The organism is Bowmanella denitrificans (genome assembly GCF_002887595.1).
GTDB classification, from domain to species: Bacteria; Pseudomonadota; Gammaproteobacteria; order Enterobacterales; family Alteromonadaceae; genus Bowmanella; species Bowmanella denitrificans.
This window is the reverse complement of sequence record NZ_PEBU01000002.1, coordinates 389,066-408,222: the sequence shown is the minus strand read 5'-3', so window position 1 is coordinate 408,222 and position 19,157 is coordinate 389,066. Positions and strand designations below refer to the sequence as shown.

The window sequence follows — 19,157 nt, the reverse complement described above, 5'->3', positions numbered from 1 at the left end:
GTTTAGCGCCTTGCCCGGGTGCCGGAACGCGGCATACCCAATCCTCCTTTGGCCACTTTAATGGCTTTAAAGGCCCGCTTCTCCAGAAAGTCCACCATCTTTTGCGCCCGCAGTCCTTTACTGCGAATTGCTTCAGTGTTTTCCTCAATATAAAACACCGGAATGGTGGTTTCTTCATCCTGCGGGTTACCACTTATTTGGCTGACCGGTACTTCTTTGAAGGCAAATAGCTCATTGTTGCGTTCGGTTTCAGTAAAATACGGAAAACCGCTGTCTCCCGCATTCGCATCGCGGATAAAGGCTAGGGCTGACCAATGCTCCACCATTTGCACAAAGTTATTGATACCACGCGCATAGTTCATTTGCTGGCCGGCAGGTAGATGAGAGACCGCCTGTCCTTCTGCGGTTAACTCTCCGGTCAGCACATCCCATGGGCTTTGTGGCGGCCACCAGTATGCATAATAAGTGGGCGGTTTGGGTATGCCATCCACCTTATTGACGGCCGGGTCGCTGAAGTTAACCGTTTGTATGGTGCACTGAAAGAAATCCGCCTGCCAGGGGCAGGCCATACGTTTGGTCAAATCGCCAGGCTGGCATCCGCCGCCCTCACATTCATCTCTGGAGGGAGACAAACCACTGCTGTTGTAGGCGTTGGGGCCGGCCTGATCGTTTATCACATAAGGGGCGCTGTACAAATTGGCGTTCTGTAAACTCCAGGTGACCTCAATACCCGGACACATAGGCAGGCCAACACAGTTACCAACGCTAGCCTGATCCATGGCATTGACCTGATAAGCCGGAGTGTCATTACCGCTGCTAAATTGGCCTTTAGCCCATTGACTGAGCAGAAAATACTGGGTTTCGTCCAGGGCTAGAAATTTCTCCACCGTCTGATTGCTGACCGAGTTACTACCGGAGTTCAGCGGCATGCCCGGCAAAGTGCCAGATGCCCCTTCAACAAACAGTTGCTGCTGTGGCTGATCTGGTGATGGGTTAGACTTATCGTCCGGCTGCCTGAAGTAGTTAAAATAATTCTCGCGGTTTGCCCTATTCGCTTCACTGTTGTCGCTGAAATCAAAAACATTGGATGAAAACGCGCTCATGGACTGCACATTAGCCACCCATTGATAACGCCCTATGCGCTGGATAATCGGCAAAATGTCACGCTGGAAGTTGGCCTGAAAAGAGGCGTTATAGCCGCCATTGGCGTACATCTCTGCATCCAGTTGAAAATGACGAATCCCCACATCGAACATCGTGTCGCTCAGGGTTGAAATATTTACGATTTCCGGAGCAAAATCCGGTGACCCGACAATGACCCAAGCCTGTAGGTTTACCTCAGGCGAACCGTCATTAAACTGGACTTTGCAATAAACCGGACCGTCAGCGATATCGTCGTGCCAAGTATTGGAACCGCCATAACTGGTCAGCGGTTCATCGCCACCAGCATGACCGTACCCACCCAGCACAATCAGACGGCCTTCATCGTCTGTGTATAAATCGCCCAGGGTAGTAACTGCAGTTCCATATTTTACCTGTTCGGGTGGGAAAGACGCCGGATAACCGTTGGGAATGTTCTGCTTATCAAACGCGATGTGCTGTCCGGCACCACTAACTGTACGCGGCCCCGGGTCAACAATCAGTGGCCTTCGCGCAACGTCACCGGTTAAGTCCGGGTTGCGCCAGGGCGTACCGCGGGCCGCATAGCTGTTTTGTTCGCCATACAGCAGGTTGCCCTGCAATTCACTGTATTGATACCAGGCGGCTTTTTTATTGGCCAGATGCACTGTCCAGGTGATGGCCGCCACATTGGCTGACGACAATGTCAGTTCCGTACCGTCACTGTCGAAGATACTGAAAGGCTGTCCCTGGCGACGAATTTGACCTGCTGGGTCTTTAAACTGCTCGATAGGGCCAAGTCTGTTGCCCTGGCTGTCCGCCTCAAAGGGCAAACCACCAATAGTCACAGGAGATAGACAGAATTGTTGTTGACTGTTGCCTAAACGGGCAACACCGACTGAAGGGTGAATCGCTAAGTTCATAGCGGATATCCTTATCTAACATGGTTATTTTAAGATCCGTCAAGCCACTGCCACAGGATTCAACAGACCCAATCGCACAATGGCTTCAACCAAAGATGGCCGACAAACACAACACACATTGCAGCTAAACACTAGTAGACACCAACAGACAGCGCCACCCTCCTTGGCACAAATTTTAGGGCTTGCGCCAGTCCTGAAGCATTAACTTAAGAGTACGGCTACGCAGCCAGTAAAGCAGCATCAGCATATCCGCCAGTAAGGTCAGGGCAATGATCCAGGAAAACACCCAGTGGCCGTGATTGGCCATATGCAGGTGCAGAGCAATATCAGCCAGCAAAGCCAGCATCACCAAAGGCTTGATCAGATAAAAACATCCTGTCCAGCGCTCCCTTAGCCAGTGCCGCCAGATAACCATTGTCATCACCAGTAAGGCTGGCAGGCCAACCAGCAGACAAAGATAAAAATAGTGCCGATCCGGATAGAACAGCCCTAATAACAGGCTGGTGTCAGGCCGGTAACTAATGGAGGCAATAAACACCAGAAACGCGCGCAACAGTACCAGCAGGCTGGCCAACAGCGGCCAGGTGGGCTTGATTCGCCCCTCATTATCGTAAAATTTAAGGGGTAGAATGGGTCGCGTGCTTGCCATCAGATATAACGGCGCTGTTCGGCCAGATAGCCCAGCAGCAGAAACACTGACACTATGACTATGCCCTGATACATGGCCGGCAGCATCAGGATCAGCTGTTTGGTAAAGGGTGTGACAAAAAGAATAAAGGCACCATAGCCAAAGGCGCAGATCAGCACAAATACCAGGGTTCTGAGCACAAAATGATACGGGCTGAGCATACGTTTGATATGTTTATTTACCACGTCCCCATACACTACCAGCAATGTGGCCACCAAGGTCATGGCCACTTCCATATAGTAAGGCTGCAACAGGTGGGTAAGCTTTAACAGAATATCCTGCATGACACTCTCTGAATAACGATGTTAGGCAAGTAACAGGATTAAATATTGTGCTGGCTAAACAGCGCTAACATTTCCTCTTCACTCATCACCCGTACTCCCAATTCATTGGCTTTGGCCAATTTGGAGCCGGCCTTTTCTCCGGCCACCAGGCAGTGGGTTTTGGCCGAGACACTGCCCGCTACTTTGGCGCCCAATTGCTGCAATTTCGCCTTGGCGTCATTTCTGTCCATGCTGGACAAGGTGCCGGTAATGACATAGGTCTGACCGTCCAATGGCAATTCCTGTGCGTTTTTGACTTCGATTTGCGGCCAGCTCAGGCCTACGTCCAATAGTTCATCCACCACCTGCTGGTTATGGGGCTCGGCAAAGAAGTTAACAATATGGCTGGCCACCACTTCACCCACATCGGGCACAAGTTGCAAGGCTTGCATATCCGCCTGGCGCAGTGCTTCCAGAGTAAGGAAATGCTGGGCCAGATTGGCTGCGGTGGCCTCCCCCACTTCCCGAATCCCCAACGCATACAAAAAGCGCGCTAAGGTGGTGTGCTTGGCTTTATCCAGTGCGTTGACCAGATTGGCGGCGGATTTTTCCCCCATACGTTCCAGACTGGCCAGCTTGGCTAAATCCAGCCGGAACAAATCTGCCGGGGTGTGGATCCAATCCATATCCACCAGTTGTTCAATAAGCTTATCACCCAGACCATCCACATCTAAGGCTTTACGCGAGGCAAAATGCTTCAGGGCTTCTTTGCGCTGCGCAGCGCAAACCAGTCCGCCGGTGCAACGTGCCACCGCTTCTGCAGCCAGTTTTTCCACTTGTGAATCACAAATGGGGCAACGCTCGGGAAAGTGTATTTCCCTGGCATGTTCGGGGCGCTTGGCTTCGACCACAGAAACAATCTGCGGGATCACATCGCCAGCCCGGCGAATAATCACGGTATCGCCGACTTTAATCCCCAGGCGTTGTATCTCATCCTGGTTGTGCAACGTGGCATTAGACATTGTTACCCCGCCGACAAATACCGGTTTTAAACGGGCAACAGGGGTAATAGCGCCGGTACGGCCAACCTGGAATTCCACATCCAGCAGCTCGGTCATTTCTTCCTGGGCAGGAAACTTCCAGGCAATAGCCCAGCGCGGCGCGCGGGCAACAAAACCCAGTTCCTGCTGAAGTGCCAGATCATTGAGTTTGATTACCACACCGTCAATTTCATAGGCGAGATTGTCGCGCTTTTGCAGGATTTGCTGATAAAAAGCGGTACATCCTTTGGCATCCTCAACCAGACGAATTTCCGGGCAAAGGGGCAGTCCCCAGTCTTTCAGTTGTTGCAGACGTCCATAATGGCTATCCGCCAAGGCACCGCCTTCAGCCAATCCCACCGAATAGGCATAAAAGGTTAAGGGTCTGGATGCGGTGATCCGCGAATCTAACTGGCGCAAGCTGCCCGCTGCCGCGTTACGCGGATTGGCAAACACTTTTTTACCCTGCTCGACCTGGCTTTGATTCAGTTTTTCAAAACCACTGCGGGTCATAAACACTTCACCGCGCACTTCCAGCCTGGCCGGATAACCTGCGCCTCTGAGCATTAAGGGTACATTGGCGATGGTTTTTACATTAGCGCTGATATTCTCGCCGGTACGCCCATCTCCACGGGTGGCACCGCGCACCAGTTGGCCATGTTCATACAGTAGACTGACCGCCAGTCCGTCTAACTTGGGTTCGCAGCAAAAGCCGCCTTGTAAATCACGTTTTAATCTGTCGCCCATGCGTTTTACAAAGGCATGAAACTCATCATCGTCAAAGGCATTATCCAGCGACAGCATCGGCACTTCGTGTGCCACTTCACCAAAGGCTGACACAGGTTCACCGCCAACCTTCTGGCTGGGTGAATCAGGGGTAATCAGATCCGGATGCTGGCTTTCCAGCGCCTTGAGTTCCTGCATCAGCCTGTCGTATTCGGCGTCGGGAACCGTAGGGGCATCCAGTACATAATACTGGTAGTTATATTCGTTCAAACCGGCCCTGAGTGTGGCCAGTCGTTCAATAATAGCGGATTGGGTCATGCTTCTACTACGCCTTGCGAATCATGCGCTTTCGCTCGAATTCGCGAATTTTCTCTACATATTGCTGCAAACTTTGCTTAGTTAACACCGCGCGGCGTCCATCCAGTACCTGCGCACCGAATTCATCTGCCAGCTTTCGCGCCGCGTTATGCATCATATTAAAAACCTGATGGGGATCCCCTTCGATAGGCAGGATCATAAACAGTGACAAGCCCTGAGTGGAGAAGGTTTCCAGATTGTCGACGTCGAACACGCCCGGCTTAAACATATTGGCCAGACTGAATAGCACCGGGCCTTTACCATTGCTGTTTACATGTCGATGGAAGATATCCTGGTCGCCAAATTTAAACCCCAAGGTCAGCAAAGCCGGTAACAGGGCAGCACCGGAAATCGGTTTATTATCAGGCGACTTGATATTCAGCACTAACACTTCCTGGCCAACCGCTTTGTTGCTGTCTTTAGTTTCCTTGGGGGCCTGCGGTGCTGGCGTTTCCAGCTTAGGTTCGTCGTCAAAATCAATGCGCATTTGATCTTCACGCACTTTACTGCCACGCATTTGTGGCTCACGGCGTTTGGGAGCATCCGGCTTTTTGCCCATCACCAGATTTCTTGCCTGCTCCGCCAGACCAGGGCGAGGTTCAGGTTGAAGCGACGCGTTCGCTGTTGGTGTCGCCTGCTGATTCGGCACCTCATCTAAGCTTGGTTCCCGTCTGACAGGCTGAGCAGCAGGCGCTGTTGGCGCAGAATCTGTCGATTCGGCATGTTGACTGCTCTGCGCGGATTCAGGTGGCATATCTTTACGCAATAAGGAAGCCGGAGGCTCGGGAACAACAGCGCTGACATCGCGTTGCTCTTCACGTTTTTCCGGGCTTTTCCCTTGCGGCTCACAAACCGCGGGTTCAATATACGTTTCGCTTGAATCGGCAGAAAGTGACGGCTCATCAGCCTTTTTACTCTGGTTTTTAACCACCCGAACCGGTCCCAGGCCCAATTCATCAAAATCATTAAATTGCGGTTCATTGCGCTTGTGCGGGGCAAAATCAGAATCATCTTCATCCACCTGGTCCTGTGACTGCTGCTGGCGATGATTCAGATAGGCGGGCTTGCTTTGCCGTTTTTTGCTGTTCTTCTTACGCACGGTCCAAAGGCCATGTACCAGGATCCCTGCAATGGCCAGGGCACCAAAAATGAGAAAAGTCAGACGTAATTCTTCCATCTTATCTTTTTATAATTCTGCAAGAGCGACGGCTTCGTCCACATCCACAGCGACCATGCGCGAAACACCAGGTTCAGCCATGGTCACGCCGGTGAGGTGGGTTGCCATTTCCATCGCGATCTTGTTATGGGTGATATAAATAAACTGCACTGTCTTGGACATTTCTGATACCAACTTACAAAACCGGCCAACGTTGGCATCGTCCAGAGGTGCATCCACTTCATCCAGCAAGCAAAAAGGCGCCGGATTCAGCCTGAAAATTGCGAACACCAATGATAAAGCGGTCAGGGCTTTTTCTCCACCGCTAAGCAGATGAATGGTACTATTTTTCTTGCCGGGTGGCCGGGCCATGATGGTGACGCCGGTTTCCAGCAGGTCATCATCGGTGAGCTCCAGATATGCCGCCCCCCCGCCGAAGACTTTAGGAAACAACATTTTCAGGTCATCGTTGACCTTGTCAAAGGTATCGCGAAAGCGACTGCGGGTTTCCTTGTCTATCTTACGAATGGCGCTTTCCAGGGTGTCCAGGGCACCCACCAGATCTTCATGCTGTTCATCAAGGTGCTGCTTACGCTCAGCCTGAATATCGTACTCTTCCACCGCAGTCAGGTTCACCGCCCCCAGACGCGATACTGCGGCCTGAGTTTTATCCAGCTCCTGCTGCCACAGATTTTCCTCGGCCTGTTCGTCCAGACTCTCCAGCACTGGCTTCAAGGGCTGATTCATGTCCTGCAACTGCTCAAGTACGGCGCTGGCTCTGACCTTGGCCCCTTCGGCTTCCAGTTTCAGGCTTTGCTGCAGGTCGCGCATCTTTTGAATCTGCTCCTGAATACCTTGCTGTCCTTTGTGACTTTGTCGAAGTTGCTCTTCAGCGTCATGCAACTGGCTATGGATCAGACTTTGCTGTTCCTCCAGCAATAAACGCTGGGCCAACAGTTCCTGCAGTTGCTCCCCCTGTTCCTCTATGGGTGATTGCCATTGCCCTTGTTCCTGCTGAAGCTGCAGATAACGTTCTTTCAGGCTATGCAGCGACTGTTGCAGACGTTGCAGATGCTGACTACCAGCATGCACCTGATTCTGCAGGTTTTGTACTTGTAAGGCCATTTGATGACAGCGATTGCGCAGGGCATCATGCTGGGCGCGCTTGCTGCTAAGGTCTTGTTGTAATGACTCTCGCTGGCTCTGAATAGATTGCATGGCGTCGCTCTCATCATCCAGACGCATCTGCAATTCTTCCAGCTCGCCAGCCAGCTCCTCGCGACGCAACTGATCTTCTTCCACCTGTTGGCGCTGCTGGTCAACTTGGGTCTGCAATCTGTCAATCTGTTGCATTTGTTGTTGTTGCTGCTGCTGAAGGGCAAGAACCTGCTGCTGATACTCTATACACAGTCTGTCCAACTGCCTGACATCCTCTCCAGCCTGTTGCCAGGCATGATCGGCCGTCGCCAGGGCGTGCTGGTCAGCAGCGATTTGTTCAGCTAATTGGTTCAGTTCCTCATCAAGCACCTGGCATTGCCCACTCAGGTCGTTTATCTGTCTGGCTCTGTCAAGTACACCGCTTTGACCGGATTGACTGCCTAAACAGGCCCAACCCCGTCCCAGCCAATGACCTTGCCGGTTAATCAGGCTTTCCCCCTCTGCTAATCCATCAAGCTGTGGTGCCAGCGCCATATTCTCATCGCTGAGCCTTATTCTGGTCAGCCAATCTGGTACCTTGTCGGCATTGACCTTGGTGGCCAGGGTACCGACAGGTTTTTCGCTTGTCATATGCTCAGCCAGCAACCAGAGCGTGCCGTCAATCAGTGGATACTCACCAGACTCAAGCACCAGTGCCGCCAACCAGTCGGACATCGCGGTTTCAACCGCCTTTTCCCATTCAGGGTCGACATTGAGCCACTGCCAGGCAGACTTAGGTGGCACAGTTTGTTGTGCCAGCCATTGCTGGGTAGCGCTGGCTCTGTCTGAGCTGTTTTCCTGCAACTGACTGAGCGCCTGCAGGCTGGCTTGCGCCTGGTGCAAACGACCTTTTAGTTGCAACTGCTGCTGCTGGCGGTTTTCCAGAGCGAGCCGGGCGTTTTCCAACGTGGTTTTGGCCAGGTCCTGCTTTTCTTTACTTTGTTCAAGTTCAGTTTGCTTGCTTGCCAGCACTTCCTGCATTTGCACCAATTGCTGGTGAAGGCTTTGATTGTTAAGGGCCTGCAGCTCCTGTACCGTTTGCTCCAGTCGCAAACTGTCCCGTTCCAGCATGGTCTGTAACGACTGAATCTGGCTTTGTCTGTCTTGCACCTGCTGTTTTAACTGATACAGGCCCTGCTCCTGATGCCGCCAGTGATCCTGCTGGTCCTGCCACTGCTGTTCAGCACTAAGCAATAGAAAATTGGCTTGTTGTTGCTGCTCTTCGAGCATCGCCAGCTCTGGCTGTAGCTGGTCAAATTGCTCGGTCAACCTTTCCTGTCGCTGTGTTTCTTCACTCTGCTCGACTTCTAAGCTGGCCAGGTTTTCTTGCAGTTGCGCCAGTTCCTGTTCTATCTGTTGCTTACGCTGACGGGCATGAATTTGGGTTTGTTCCAGACGGCTGATCTGATTACCCACCTGAAAGTACTGATTCTGCAGGTCACTGGACTGCTGTTTTAAGTCATCCACTTGTTCCTGAAAGGCCAGCATGCCTCTCTCATCGCCCCGTTGGCGGGCGATAAATTCCTCTATCTCAGCCTCTTTGGCCGCAATACTTTGTTCCAGTTCGTTAATATGTTCAGAGTGCTTTAGCCAGCGCAGCGCGGCCAGTTCAGACTTGAGCTTACGTTCGCGGGCTTTTAATTCCTTATACCGCTTGGCGGCAGCGGCCTGGCGCTGCAGTTTTTCTAATTGTTGACCCAACTCACCGCGCACATCTTCAAGGCGTTCCAAGTTGTCACGGCAATGGCGAATGCGGTTTTCCGTTTCCCGACGTCGCTCTTTGTATTTGGAAATACCCGCCGCTTCTTCAATAAAAACTCTTAATTCCTGGGGCTTTGACTCAATCAATCTGGAAATCATGCCTTGTTCAATAATGGCATAGCTGCGTGGCCCAAGGCCGGTACCAAGAAACAGATCGGTGACGTCGCGGCGGCGACATTTACTGGCGTTCAGAAAATAGTTGGATTGGCCATCACGGGTAACCAAGCGCTTAATAGAGAGTTCATTGTACTTGGCATATTCACCCTGAATACGACCGCTGGAATTGTCAAATACCAGCTCAACACTGCATTGAGAAACCGGTTTTCGGGCAGTGGAGCCATTAAAAATAACGTCGGTCATGGCATCGCCACGCAGGTTTTTGGCTGAGCTTTCGCCCAGCACCCAGCGCACGGCATCAATCACATTGGACTTGCCACAGCCATTGGGACCCACAATGGCTGTCATATCGTCCGGGAAAGGGATACTGGTGGGATCCACGAAGGATTTGAAACCGGCCAGTTTAATTTTCTTTAAGCGCATGGGTCCTTGTTATAGTTGTCACGTCGTGGGCGCGAATCGACTGTACCAAAACTCAATAAGTGTAACAATTAAGGAATTTTCTCCCCAGGCACAATTACGTTACTCTGTGCTAAAACCCATATCTGCCTGGAGTGTCATGCAAGGCCAACAACCCAAAAGCGGTGCTGCTTATTTTTTTCAGGGATTTCAGTTAATCCAAACCAAAGGTCTGAAGCGGTTTGTGTTCATTCCGCTGATGGTGAATCTGATGCTGTTCGCTCTGGCCTTTTATTTTCTGTTGCAGGAAATTGACACCGCCATCTTGTGGCTGATGGATCAGGTGCCAGACTGGTTGTCATGGCTAAGAGACTGGTTAAGCTTCTTTTTGTGGCCACTGGCCGTGATTGTAATATTGGTCACCTTTTCCTTTATTTTCAGCAGTATCGCTAACTGGCTCGCAGCACCATTTAATGGCCTGCTGGCAGAAAAAGTAGAACAACACCTGACCGGACAACGCCTTGATGATGGCGGTATGTTGGCGGTCATCAAAGATATTCCCCGCACGCTGGGCCGCGAATGGACCAAGCTGGTTTACTATATTCCCCGTGCTTTGGGCTTCTTGATTGTGTTTTTTCTGCTACCGGTATTTGGTCAGGTTATCTGGTTTTTGTTTACCGCCTGGATGATGGCCATTCAATATTGCGACTACCCCTTTGACAACCACAAAGTGGCCTTTCCACTAATGCGCGAAAGACTGGGGCAAAACAAAGGCAGTGCCTTTAGTTTCGGCATTACTGTCACCCTGTTTGCCATGGTTCCTATTGTTAACTTTCTGGTTATGCCTGTAGCAATTTGTGGTGCCACGGCCATGTGGGTGGATAAGTATCGCTCAGAGTTTCGCCGCTGAGCTGTTCTGATTGGCCAGCAACCGCTCAAAGTCAGCGGCTGGCAAGGGTCGGCTGAAATGATAGCCCTGCATCAAATGACAGCCATTTTCTTGTAGAAACCTGACCTGATCTTCTCGTTCCACGCCCTGGGCCACCACACCAATGCCCAGGGTTTTAGACAATTGAATAATCGCCTTGATAATGATCTTGTCTCTGGGCTCGTCGTCCATATTGGACATATAGGAGCGATCTATCTTGAGTGTATCTACCGGCAATATTTTCAGTTGCCGTAACGATGAGTAGCCACTGCCAAATTCATCCAGCGCAATACTGAAACCAGCGGTTTTCACCCAGGCCAGGCGTTCCAGCAAATATTGACCGCTATCCATCAGTGAGCTTTCGGTAATTTCAGTTCTGAGCATATTAGCTGGCAGGCCCGAGTCTTTCAGCAAGTTAGACATCTGCTGAATATTCTGCTGATCGCAAAACTGATAACCGGAAATATTCACTGAAACCTGGATCTCCTTTTGGTACAGGCTTTTCCATAGATTGATATGGGCCAGCGCCTGTGCCAGTACCTGTAAAAACACTTCCTGTATCAGCCCTGAACGTTCTGCCACGGCAATAAATTGATCCGGTGGCACTATACCGCGTTTGGCATGTTTCCAGCGAGCCAGACATTCCACCCCGACAATGTCGCCACTGAGGCTGTCCACCTGCGGCTGGTAATACGGAATAAACTCGCCGCGTTTCAGACCATCTTTAATCTGTTGTTCGGTTTCCTTGTAGTACACCAGTTCCTGATTAAGATCCTCACAATAAAAGACAAACTGACTGTGTCCGTCTTTTTTGGCCCGGTACATAGCAATATCGGCCTGATGCAAGAGTTCTTCTGACTGTTCGCTGTTGTAAGGAAACAAACTGATACCGATACTGGCGCCAACTTCCACCGGGGTATTTTTAATCACAAAGGGTTCTTCCAGGCATTGCAGCAGTTTTTCGGCTACTCTGGCCATGGATTCAGGCCCCGAAGCATTACCCACCAAAATCACAAATTCATCACCGCCCAAGCGAGCCACGGTATCGCTGTTTCTCAGCACGTTGCAGAAGCGTTTGGCGACCAGACGCAGCAATTCATCACCTGCTTCATGGCCAAGGGTGTCGTTGACCTGCTTAAATTTATCCAGGTCCATAAACATCAGGCCAAAGCCATTATTATCGCGTCGGCACTGATTAATCTGATGGGGAATTAACTGCATTAACAGGGCGCGGTTAGGGAGCCCGGTTAGTTCATCCTGGTAAGCCATTTCCCGCAGTTTATGCAGACGGCTGTCCTGGGTGGCCATGTCGGTATAAACCCCAACGAAATAACAGGGGCGGCGATATTCATCCACAATGGCGCTTAACCGTACCTGACAGAGAAAATCCACGCCCTGCTTGTTCTTGTCCCACAACTCACCACTCCAGAAACCTTTTTCCATTAATTGCATGGTGATATCCAGAAAGAACTGATCATCCTGTTTATCTGAACGCAGAATTCGAATGTCGCTCCCCACCAATTCGCTGGTGTTGTAGCCGCTCATTTCACAAAAGGCCCGGTTGGCATAGGCAATTTGCTGATGTCTGTCGGTAATAATCACCGCTTCGCTGGAAGAGTCGAAAACCTGTTGATAGAGTTGCAGTTGCAATGCCGCGCTGGGGCCAAACTCGTCCAGAATACGTAAACTGGCGTGCAGATAGTCGCCATCCGCCAACTGAATACGGGTGAAGTGACATTCAACATTAATCCAGTCTTCGCCATAGGTCAGCCACTCCCATTGCCCCTTCCCCTGGCCATGTTGTTCAAATTTTTTGAGGCTAAGGGCAATATCCATGTCGTCCGCAGAATTCTGGCACAGTTCGGTCAGGGCCATGTGTTGAAGTGCGGTATCGTTCTGATAACCAAGTGCTTTAATCAACGCCTGGTTAGCTTGCACCACCCGCCCTTCCCTTAGTAACAACATAGGTTCCGTAGAGCGGTGGATAAACTGCTGAAAATCAGAATGGAACGGAGAATTGGCTTGCATCAGAAACAACCTAATGATCTTGTCAGTCAGCAAACGCACAAAGTCGTCGCATGGATGCTTTCCGTAAGCATCGTTACCACCCGGGGCACATCCAATGCCCCATGATGAAAACTGCACATATCACCATTTGTTCAAAAAGAAGCCTACATGATCAACCTAAAGTTTGTCAGCTAATTATAGGTAAAAGTGTCTATACAATTATTTAATCGTGACACTGATATCTGCTTTGCATTTCTGCGTTCATATCTGACTTCCTTTTATGTGCGGTTAGGGTTAGCTTGATACCCTCTACTGACTGGTTAATTTAAGGACTCCCATGGCTGGACTCACCCTGGTTATCGGCAACAAAAATTACTCCTCCTGGTCTTTACGGCCCTGGTTGCTGATGAAGGTCAATGACATTGCTTTTGCTGAAGAACGCATCGCGTTGTACCAACCCAACAGTAAAGACGCGCTTTTGCAGCGCTCGCCTGCAGGCCTGGTGCCAGTACTGAAACAGGATAGCCTGCTGATATGGGATTCCCTGGCAATTATGGAATATCTGGCTGAAGCCTTCCCTGCGATTCATGCCTGGCCAGCAGACAAGGCTGCCAGAGCCAGGGCTCGCAGTATCAGTGCGGAAATGCACAGCGGCTTTTCGACGCTGCGCCAGTTAATGCCGATGAACTGCCGAAAAGTGGCGGTACATGTGGATATCACCGAAGCGCTGGCTGCCGACATCGAACGGGTGCAGGATATCTGGCAGAGCTGCCTTGAATGCCACGACGGCCCTTTCCTGTTCAACCAGTTCAGCATTGCCGATGCCATGTATGCACCGGTTGTCACCCGCTTTAAAACCTATGGCGTGGCACCCCGAAATGCCAGAATTAAACGCTATCAGGAACAGATACTGTCTCTGCATGCCATGCGACAATGGTACGAGGATGCACGGGCAGAAAACGAAGTCATAGAGGGTTCAGAGCGCTAAAGTGAGTGTTTGAGCAGACAGAAATCCGTGATTGCTTGAATCTGAACAGGAAATAATCAATTTTTGCGTAAATCTTTGTTGCTCTTAGTGGTTGTTTGCCTCAAACTAGAAATGAACCAAGTGGCAGGCAATGGTTGCCGGTCACGCGACATCGGGCGATTCTGGCTGTTGGCTCCCTTGATGGCGTAGATACTTAACAGCCGTGAGAAAACTTGCAATGAAACTATATGTTGGAAACTTGTCATATCAAATGACAGACGCTGATTTGGAAGCAGCTTTTGCTGCGTTCGGTGCCGTTAGCTCCGCCAAAATCATCACAGACCGTGAAACCAATCGCTCTAAAGGCTTTGGTTTTGTCGAGTTCGAAAATCGTGCTGAGGCTGAAGCTGCCATCGAGAGTCTGAACGGTAAAGAAGTTTCCGGTCGTGCCCTGGTAGTTAACGAAGCTCGTCCACCTAAGCCAAGAACTGGTGGTCACTCTAACAGCCGTGGTCGCTTCTAATACAAGGAAGTGAATCCCGAAACCCTGGTTTCGGGTAACTGCGTAAAATTAAGCCCCTGTTCGGGGCTTTTTTATTTTTTGCGGTATGGCGTCTTAGATGTTGAATCTAGACCGCATAAGCAGACTTCCGACTGAACACGCTACGTATATCATTCAGAATCAGATATAAACAAGGCACCAGCAGTAAGGTGATAACCGTGGCAAACAAGATCCCAAATGCCAGTGAAATCGCCATGGGAATCACAATCTGCGCCTGCAAACTGCGTTCAAACACGATAGGCATTAACCCCATAAAGGTCGTCAGTGAGGTCAGGACGATAGCACGGAAACGTTGAGTTCCAGCCTGAATGGCAGATTCCAGCAATGAGTGCCCTTCCGCTCTGGCGCGATTAACAAAGTCCACCATAATCAGGCTGTCGTTCACCACCACCCCAGACAAGGCAATAATGCCGCATAAAGATAAAACACTCACCGCATGCCCCAGTAACAAATGGCCAACGATGGCACCGACAATACCAAAAGGTATGACCGACATAATAATAAGTGGCTGCGAATAAGATTTAAGTGGTACGGCCATCAGGGCATAAATAGCAAACAAGGCGAAAATCGCGCCCTGAGCCAGGCTCATCAAGGCCTCGCCTTCTTCCTTGGAAGCGCCTTCCAGGCCAAAAGACACTGACGGGTAGCGTTCCAGCAATCCAGGCACATAGTGACTGGTAACCTCACTCACCACGTTACCTGGCTCAGTCACGGCTTTATTCACTTTTGCAGATACCGTAATTGAGCGCACGCCATTAATACGTACAATAGAACCATAGCCCTGCGCCAGTTCAATCTCTGCCACCTCAGAAAATGGCACCTCATGTCCATCTGGGGTGCGGATACGCATATTTTCCAAGTGCCCGATGGAGCTGCGTTCATCCTTTGGATAGCGCACCATTACCTTGACTTCCTCATCGCCCCGTTGAATACGTTGTGCTTCAGCACCATAAAAACCGTAGCGCACCTGCCGTGCCAGATTTTCCAGACTCAAGCCCATAGCCTCGGCCTGGGGCTTTATATGCAAACGGATCTCATCACTGCCGCCGGAAAAATCGTCCTGAATATCCACGACACCGTCATAGCTTGCCAGGTGTTGCTTGATTTCTTCAGTAGCGGCGCGCAGTTCGATGAGATTGGTGCCGCTGAATTGCAGTGAAATATCAGAGCCACCGCCCGGCCCTCCTGGGTCGCCCACATCGACGTTTTTAACCCCAGGCAGATCGGGAATAAATTGCCGCCATTTATCCTGAATCGCAAAGGCGTCCAGTTCCCGGGTTTCCCCTTTTGACAGCTCCACAAACACCTGGCCGCCCAAATTACCCTGGTCAAACGCCATGGAGTGCTTTACCACACCGGCACCATTTTGTTCAGCGACGGCTTTGTCCATATCATATAGGGCATCCAAAATTTTGCGGATGGCCAAGTCTCGTTGACTAATGGATGAACCAGGTTCCATTTGCACTGTGGCCGACATAAAGTCGCTTGGAATGGTGGGAAAGAATACAAACCTGACCAGTCCACTGCCAAACAGCCCCACGGTTAAAATCAGCGCGGCAATAAAGCAAGCCAGCGTGGTATACCTGTTGCGCACGGCCTTTTCCAACAAGGGCTGATAGCGATGCTGTACAAAACCTTTAATACCTTCGGCAAAAAAGTCGCGGAATCGTTGAAAACGATTGGCCTTGGCCGGGTCATATGGGGTGGTTTTCATATGCACCAAGTGAGCAGGCAGAATTAGCTTGGATTCAATTAAAGAAAACAACAGGCAAAGAATCACCACCCAACCAATAGTTTTCCAAATCACCCCAAAGGTGCCAGGCACCATTAACATCGGCGTAAAAGCCGCAACAGTGGTTAGCACACCGAAGGTTGCAGGCATCGCGACTTTTTTCACACCGGCAATCACATTGCCGGCATTGTGTCCTTTGCGATCAATCTCTGAGTAGGCCGACTCCCCCATCACAATAGCATCGTCAACCACTATGCCCAGCACCAGAATAAAGCCGAACAAGCTGATCATGTTAATAGACAGGTCAAAGAATGCGGATGGCATTAACAGCAGCGTGCCCAGAAAACACACCGGCAGACCCACAATGACCCAAAAGGCCAGGCGAATCTTTAAGAACAAAGACAACACCAAAAACACCAGCAACGCCCCCATGGCCATATTGCTCAGCATCATATTGAGGCGATCAGCCAGGTAAAAAGAGCTGTCACCCCAGGTATCTGCACTGATACCGGGCGGCCATTTGTCTTTTTGCTCTGTTAAATACGCATTAACGGTTTCCGAAATCTTCAGGGCATTCTGATCACCTATGGCATTAACCCTGACATTCACCGCTGATTTACCATCAAACTCAGCAAAATTAGGATCTTCCACAAAACCGTCGCGAATCGTCGCAATATCGCCCAGGGTTAAACGGGTACCATCCGGGCGGGTTAACAGCACAATTTCGGCAAAGTCCCGACCATTGTAGGCCTGGCCTTTCGCCCGCAGCAGAATGTCACCATCTTCAGAGCGAATACTGCCACCGGGTAAATCAATTGATGTGCGGCGCACCGCATTGACTAACTCTGTGAACGTCAGACCGTATTGCTGTAGTTGCAACTCTGATATTTCCACTGACACTTCGTAATTGCGGGCTCCTACCACCTGAACATTTGTCACACCGGGCAAATTGGCAATATTGTCACGTAGCCCCTTGGCCAGCTCTTTTAATATGGTTTCGGATGTATCACCGTACAAAGCCACCCACAGCACTGTCTGGGTGGATTTTTGCCGGTAAATAACAGGTTTTTCTATGTTCTCTGGAAAGCTGGGAATGGCATCTACTTGAACTTTGACCTCATCCAACACCAGCAGCGGATCGTAATCTTCTTCCACTTCAATACTGACTGTGCCCATCCCTTCGGTGGCGGTGGCGGTAATCTTTTTAATGCCTTCGATATCCTTGATGGCTTCTTCAATCTTAATCAACACCCCTTCTTCCACTTCCTGTGGCGCAGCACCAAGATAAGGCACACGAACATTGACAATGTTAAATTCAAAGGTGGGGAAAACCTGTTTACGGATGCTGAACGCCCCCATTAATCCGCCAATGATGATAATCAGCATCAACAGATTGGCAGCCACAGAATTGCGTGCAAACCAGGCAATAACCCCTTTATGGGTGTCGATACGACTCATTGCCCGTCTCCACCAGGCGCCGTGCTATCTTCCGCCTGAGATCCTTTATCGCTGTTCAATCTGACCGGCATGCCATTGACCGGGTTGGGCACAGCACTCACGGTGACCTTTTCACCTTCCTGCAACCCGTTGTCGATATACACATGGCGTTCGTCTGCACGTACTATGTTAACCGGTCGTATTTGCAGCTTAAGCTCTTGGTCCACCACCAGAACCGTGCCGTCAAGCCGTAAAACATGACGTGGCAATACCACCAGGTCTCTGGCATGGTTTCCGCGAATGGTGGCCGAGACAAAACGCCCGAATTTAAGCGCTGCAGCATGCTGTTCTTGTTTTCTAAGGTAGGGATCGCTGACTTCAGCCACTGCGTAAATAACCCGACTTTGCGGGTCTAATACCCCTTCACTGCGCACCAGCTTTGCCTCCCAGCTAAGTGGCTGTCCGGCGACGACAGATGTCAAACTCACTTCTGATACGTCCTGATGTGAAGGTAACGCCAGATAGGCCAGGTCATTGTCACTCAGGGGTAAACGGACTTCGGCAACATCAGTGCCATAAATCACCCCTAATTGGGTACCCACACCAACAAACTGGCCAATATCCACCGTTTTACTTTTTACCAGGCCATCATAAGGTGCGCGTATTAATGTTCTTTCAAGATTGCGTTGGGCCCGCTCTAATTGTGCTTCAGCAGCCAGGACATTAGCCTTTTCTTTCTGCAACTGTGGCTTTCTGAGGCCTAATTCCGGTGCGATACTGTTTTTAACAGTTTTCCAATCCTCCGCTGCCACCTTGCCCCTGGCTTGTTCTTCCTGCAACGCTGCCTTAGCACTGGCCAGCTGTGCTTCGGCAGATTTGAGTTCCGTGAGGTGGTCGGCTTGTTCCAACTTGATCAGCACATCACCTTTGTTGAACAAGCCACCTTCAATAAAGTCAGCAGATAATTCCACAATCTTGCCACTGACCTGGCTACTCAACATAGTTTGGGTTCTGGGGATGACGGTGCCCTGCGATTTAACCTGAAAATCCACATCCCTTTTGCTGACTTGTATCACCTCTACCAGAAACGCCTGCGTTTCATGTGCCACTTTTGCCGGTGGTTTACGGCTGAAGATCATAATGGCTGCCACAACCCCGGCCAGCAGAATAATACCAATAGGTAACACCACCTTTTTCAAGCGACTACTCATGGACAACCCTTTGTAATAAGTCACGATACAAACGCTAGTTTAATTGCTTAATAACGCGAATGCGCTATTGATTTTGTTAAGTTTTCAGCTTCGCCATTATTGACTGTCAGCTATGTGCACGACGTTAAGTATATAGCCATCAGTTTTAACCTTATTCATTCTAAATTGCTGTAATTTCGCTCAACTCTGGTATAGATGATAAGGATACAGCAAACAAATGTAATTTTATTACAAAGAAAGGAGCATCCGCGATGAGTTTTAAAAAGCAATATCTCAAATCCAAACCTGTATGCAAAGTTACCTTTAAGCTGTCCAAAGAAGAAGCCCAACATGCTGACAGGGTTCGGTTATTGGGTGACTTTAACGCCTGGAACACCAGTGCTGAGCCCATGAAAAAGCTGAAGAACGGTGACTTTACCACTACTCTTGATTTGCCTAAGGACAGTCAATATCAGTTTCGCTATCTGCTGGATGACAAAACATGGGAGAACGACTGGGATGCCGACACCTATGTGCCCTCGCCGCTATCTTTGGAAGATAACTCTGTGATTTCAGTATGAATTAAGT

13 protein-coding genes are annotated in these 19,157 nt (G+C 50.2%); 4 read left to right on the top strand and 9 right to left on the bottom strand.

Translation table 11 applies throughout. From position 1 onward, the window contains the following. Positions 1 to 2: 2 nt before the first annotated feature. The 6 genes from lodA to smc all read right to left on the bottom strand — a co-directional run bounded on the left by lodA (position 3) and on the right by smc (position 9,770). Positions 3 to 2,042, bottom strand: coding sequence for a CTQ-dependent lysine 6-oxidase LodA (lodA, locus tag CSR04_RS05345; protein ID WP_102795222.1), 2,040 nt, complete (start codon positions 2,040 to 2,042; stop codon positions 3 to 5). Positions 2,043 to 2,217: 175 nt separating this feature from the next. After that, positions 2,218 to 2,691 carry a DUF2919 family protein gene (locus CSR04_RS05340; RefSeq protein WP_102795221.1) on the bottom strand — a complete coding sequence of 158 codons (474 nt, stop codon included), beginning with the start codon at positions 2,689 to 2,691 and terminating at the stop codon, positions 2,218 to 2,220. Further along, positions 2,691 to 3,014, bottom strand: a complete 324-nt coding sequence (locus CSR04_RS05335) for a DUF3392 domain-containing protein (protein WP_102795220.1) — start codon at positions 3,012 to 3,014, stop codon at positions 2,691 to 2,693. Before CSR04_RS05335 ends, CSR04_RS05340 begins: the two co-directional genes overlap by 1 nt. A 38-nt stretch (positions 3,015 to 3,052) precedes the next feature. Continuing rightward, on the bottom strand, positions 3,053 to 5,077 hold the full coding sequence (gene ligA, locus CSR04_RS05330) for an NAD-dependent DNA ligase LigA (RefSeq protein ID WP_102795219.1): 2,025 nt from the start codon (positions 5,075 to 5,077) through the stop codon (positions 3,053 to 3,055). A gap of 7 nt (positions 5,078 to 5,084) precedes the next feature. Beyond that, on the bottom strand, positions 5,085 to 6,293 hold the full coding sequence (gene zipA, locus CSR04_RS05325; RefSeq protein WP_102795218.1) for a cell division protein ZipA: 1,209 nt from the start codon (positions 6,291 to 6,293) through the stop codon (positions 5,085 to 5,087). Between the two features lie 9 nt (positions 6,294 to 6,302). After that, positions 6,303 to 9,770, bottom strand: coding sequence for a chromosome segregation protein SMC (smc, locus tag CSR04_RS05320; protein ID WP_102795217.1), 3,468 nt, complete (start codon positions 9,768 to 9,770; stop codon positions 6,303 to 6,305). A 136-nt stretch (positions 9,771 to 9,906) separates the two neighbouring features. On the opposite strand from smc, the gene cysZ reads away from it, so the two are divergent. Beyond that, the gene (cysZ, locus tag CSR04_RS05315) at positions 9,907 to 10,656 is read left to right on the top strand and encodes a sulfate transporter CysZ (RefSeq protein WP_102795216.1); all 750 of its coding nucleotides are present in this window, start codon (positions 9,907 to 9,909) and stop codon (positions 10,654 to 10,656) included. On the opposite strand, the gene CSR04_RS05310 is transcribed toward cysZ, so the two are convergent. Next, positions 10,639 to 12,702 (bottom strand): putative bifunctional diguanylate cyclase/phosphodiesterase, encoded by a 2,064-nt coding sequence (locus CSR04_RS05310; protein ID WP_146027105.1) that lies wholly within the window; start codon positions 12,700 to 12,702, stop codon positions 10,639 to 10,641. The genes cysZ and CSR04_RS05310 overlap by 18 nt on opposite strands. Positions 12,703 to 13,018: 316 nt before the next feature. On the opposite strand from CSR04_RS05310, the gene CSR04_RS05305 reads away from it, so the two are divergent. Both CSR04_RS05305 and CSR04_RS05300 read left to right on the top strand, forming a co-directional pair. Next, the gene (locus tag CSR04_RS05305) at positions 13,019 to 13,669 is read left to right on the top strand and encodes a glutathione S-transferase family protein (protein ID WP_102795214.1); all 651 of its coding nucleotides are present in this window, start codon (positions 13,019 to 13,021) and stop codon (positions 13,667 to 13,669) included. Positions 13,670 to 13,886: 217 nt separating this feature from the next. After that, positions 13,887 to 14,171 (top strand): RNA recognition motif domain-containing protein, encoded by a 285-nt coding sequence (locus CSR04_RS05300; RefSeq protein WP_102795213.1) that lies wholly within the window; start codon positions 13,887 to 13,889, stop codon positions 14,169 to 14,171. Between the two features lie 106 nt (positions 14,172 to 14,277). On the opposite strand, the gene CSR04_RS05295 is transcribed toward CSR04_RS05300, so the two are convergent. Together CSR04_RS05295 and CSR04_RS05290 are read right to left on the bottom strand one after the other, a co-directional pair. Then, positions 14,278 to 17,400, bottom strand: a complete 3,123-nt coding sequence (locus tag CSR04_RS05295) for an efflux RND transporter permease subunit (RefSeq protein ID WP_102795212.1) — start codon at positions 17,398 to 17,400, stop codon at positions 14,278 to 14,280. After that, entirely contained in the window at positions 17,397 to 18,590 is a 1,194-nt protein-coding gene (locus CSR04_RS05290; protein WP_102795211.1) for an efflux RND transporter periplasmic adaptor subunit, read from the bottom strand. The genes CSR04_RS05295 and CSR04_RS05290 overlap by 4 nt, the downstream gene beginning before the upstream one ends. A 251-nt stretch (positions 18,591 to 18,841) precedes the next feature. On the opposite strand from CSR04_RS05290, the gene CSR04_RS05285 reads away from it, so the two are divergent. Continuing rightward, complete coding sequence (locus CSR04_RS05285) at positions 18,842 to 19,150, top strand: isoamylase early set domain-containing protein (RefSeq protein WP_102795210.1); 309 nt, start codon at positions 18,842 to 18,844, stop codon at positions 19,148 to 19,150. Positions 19,151 to 19,157: the final 7 nt, after the last annotated feature.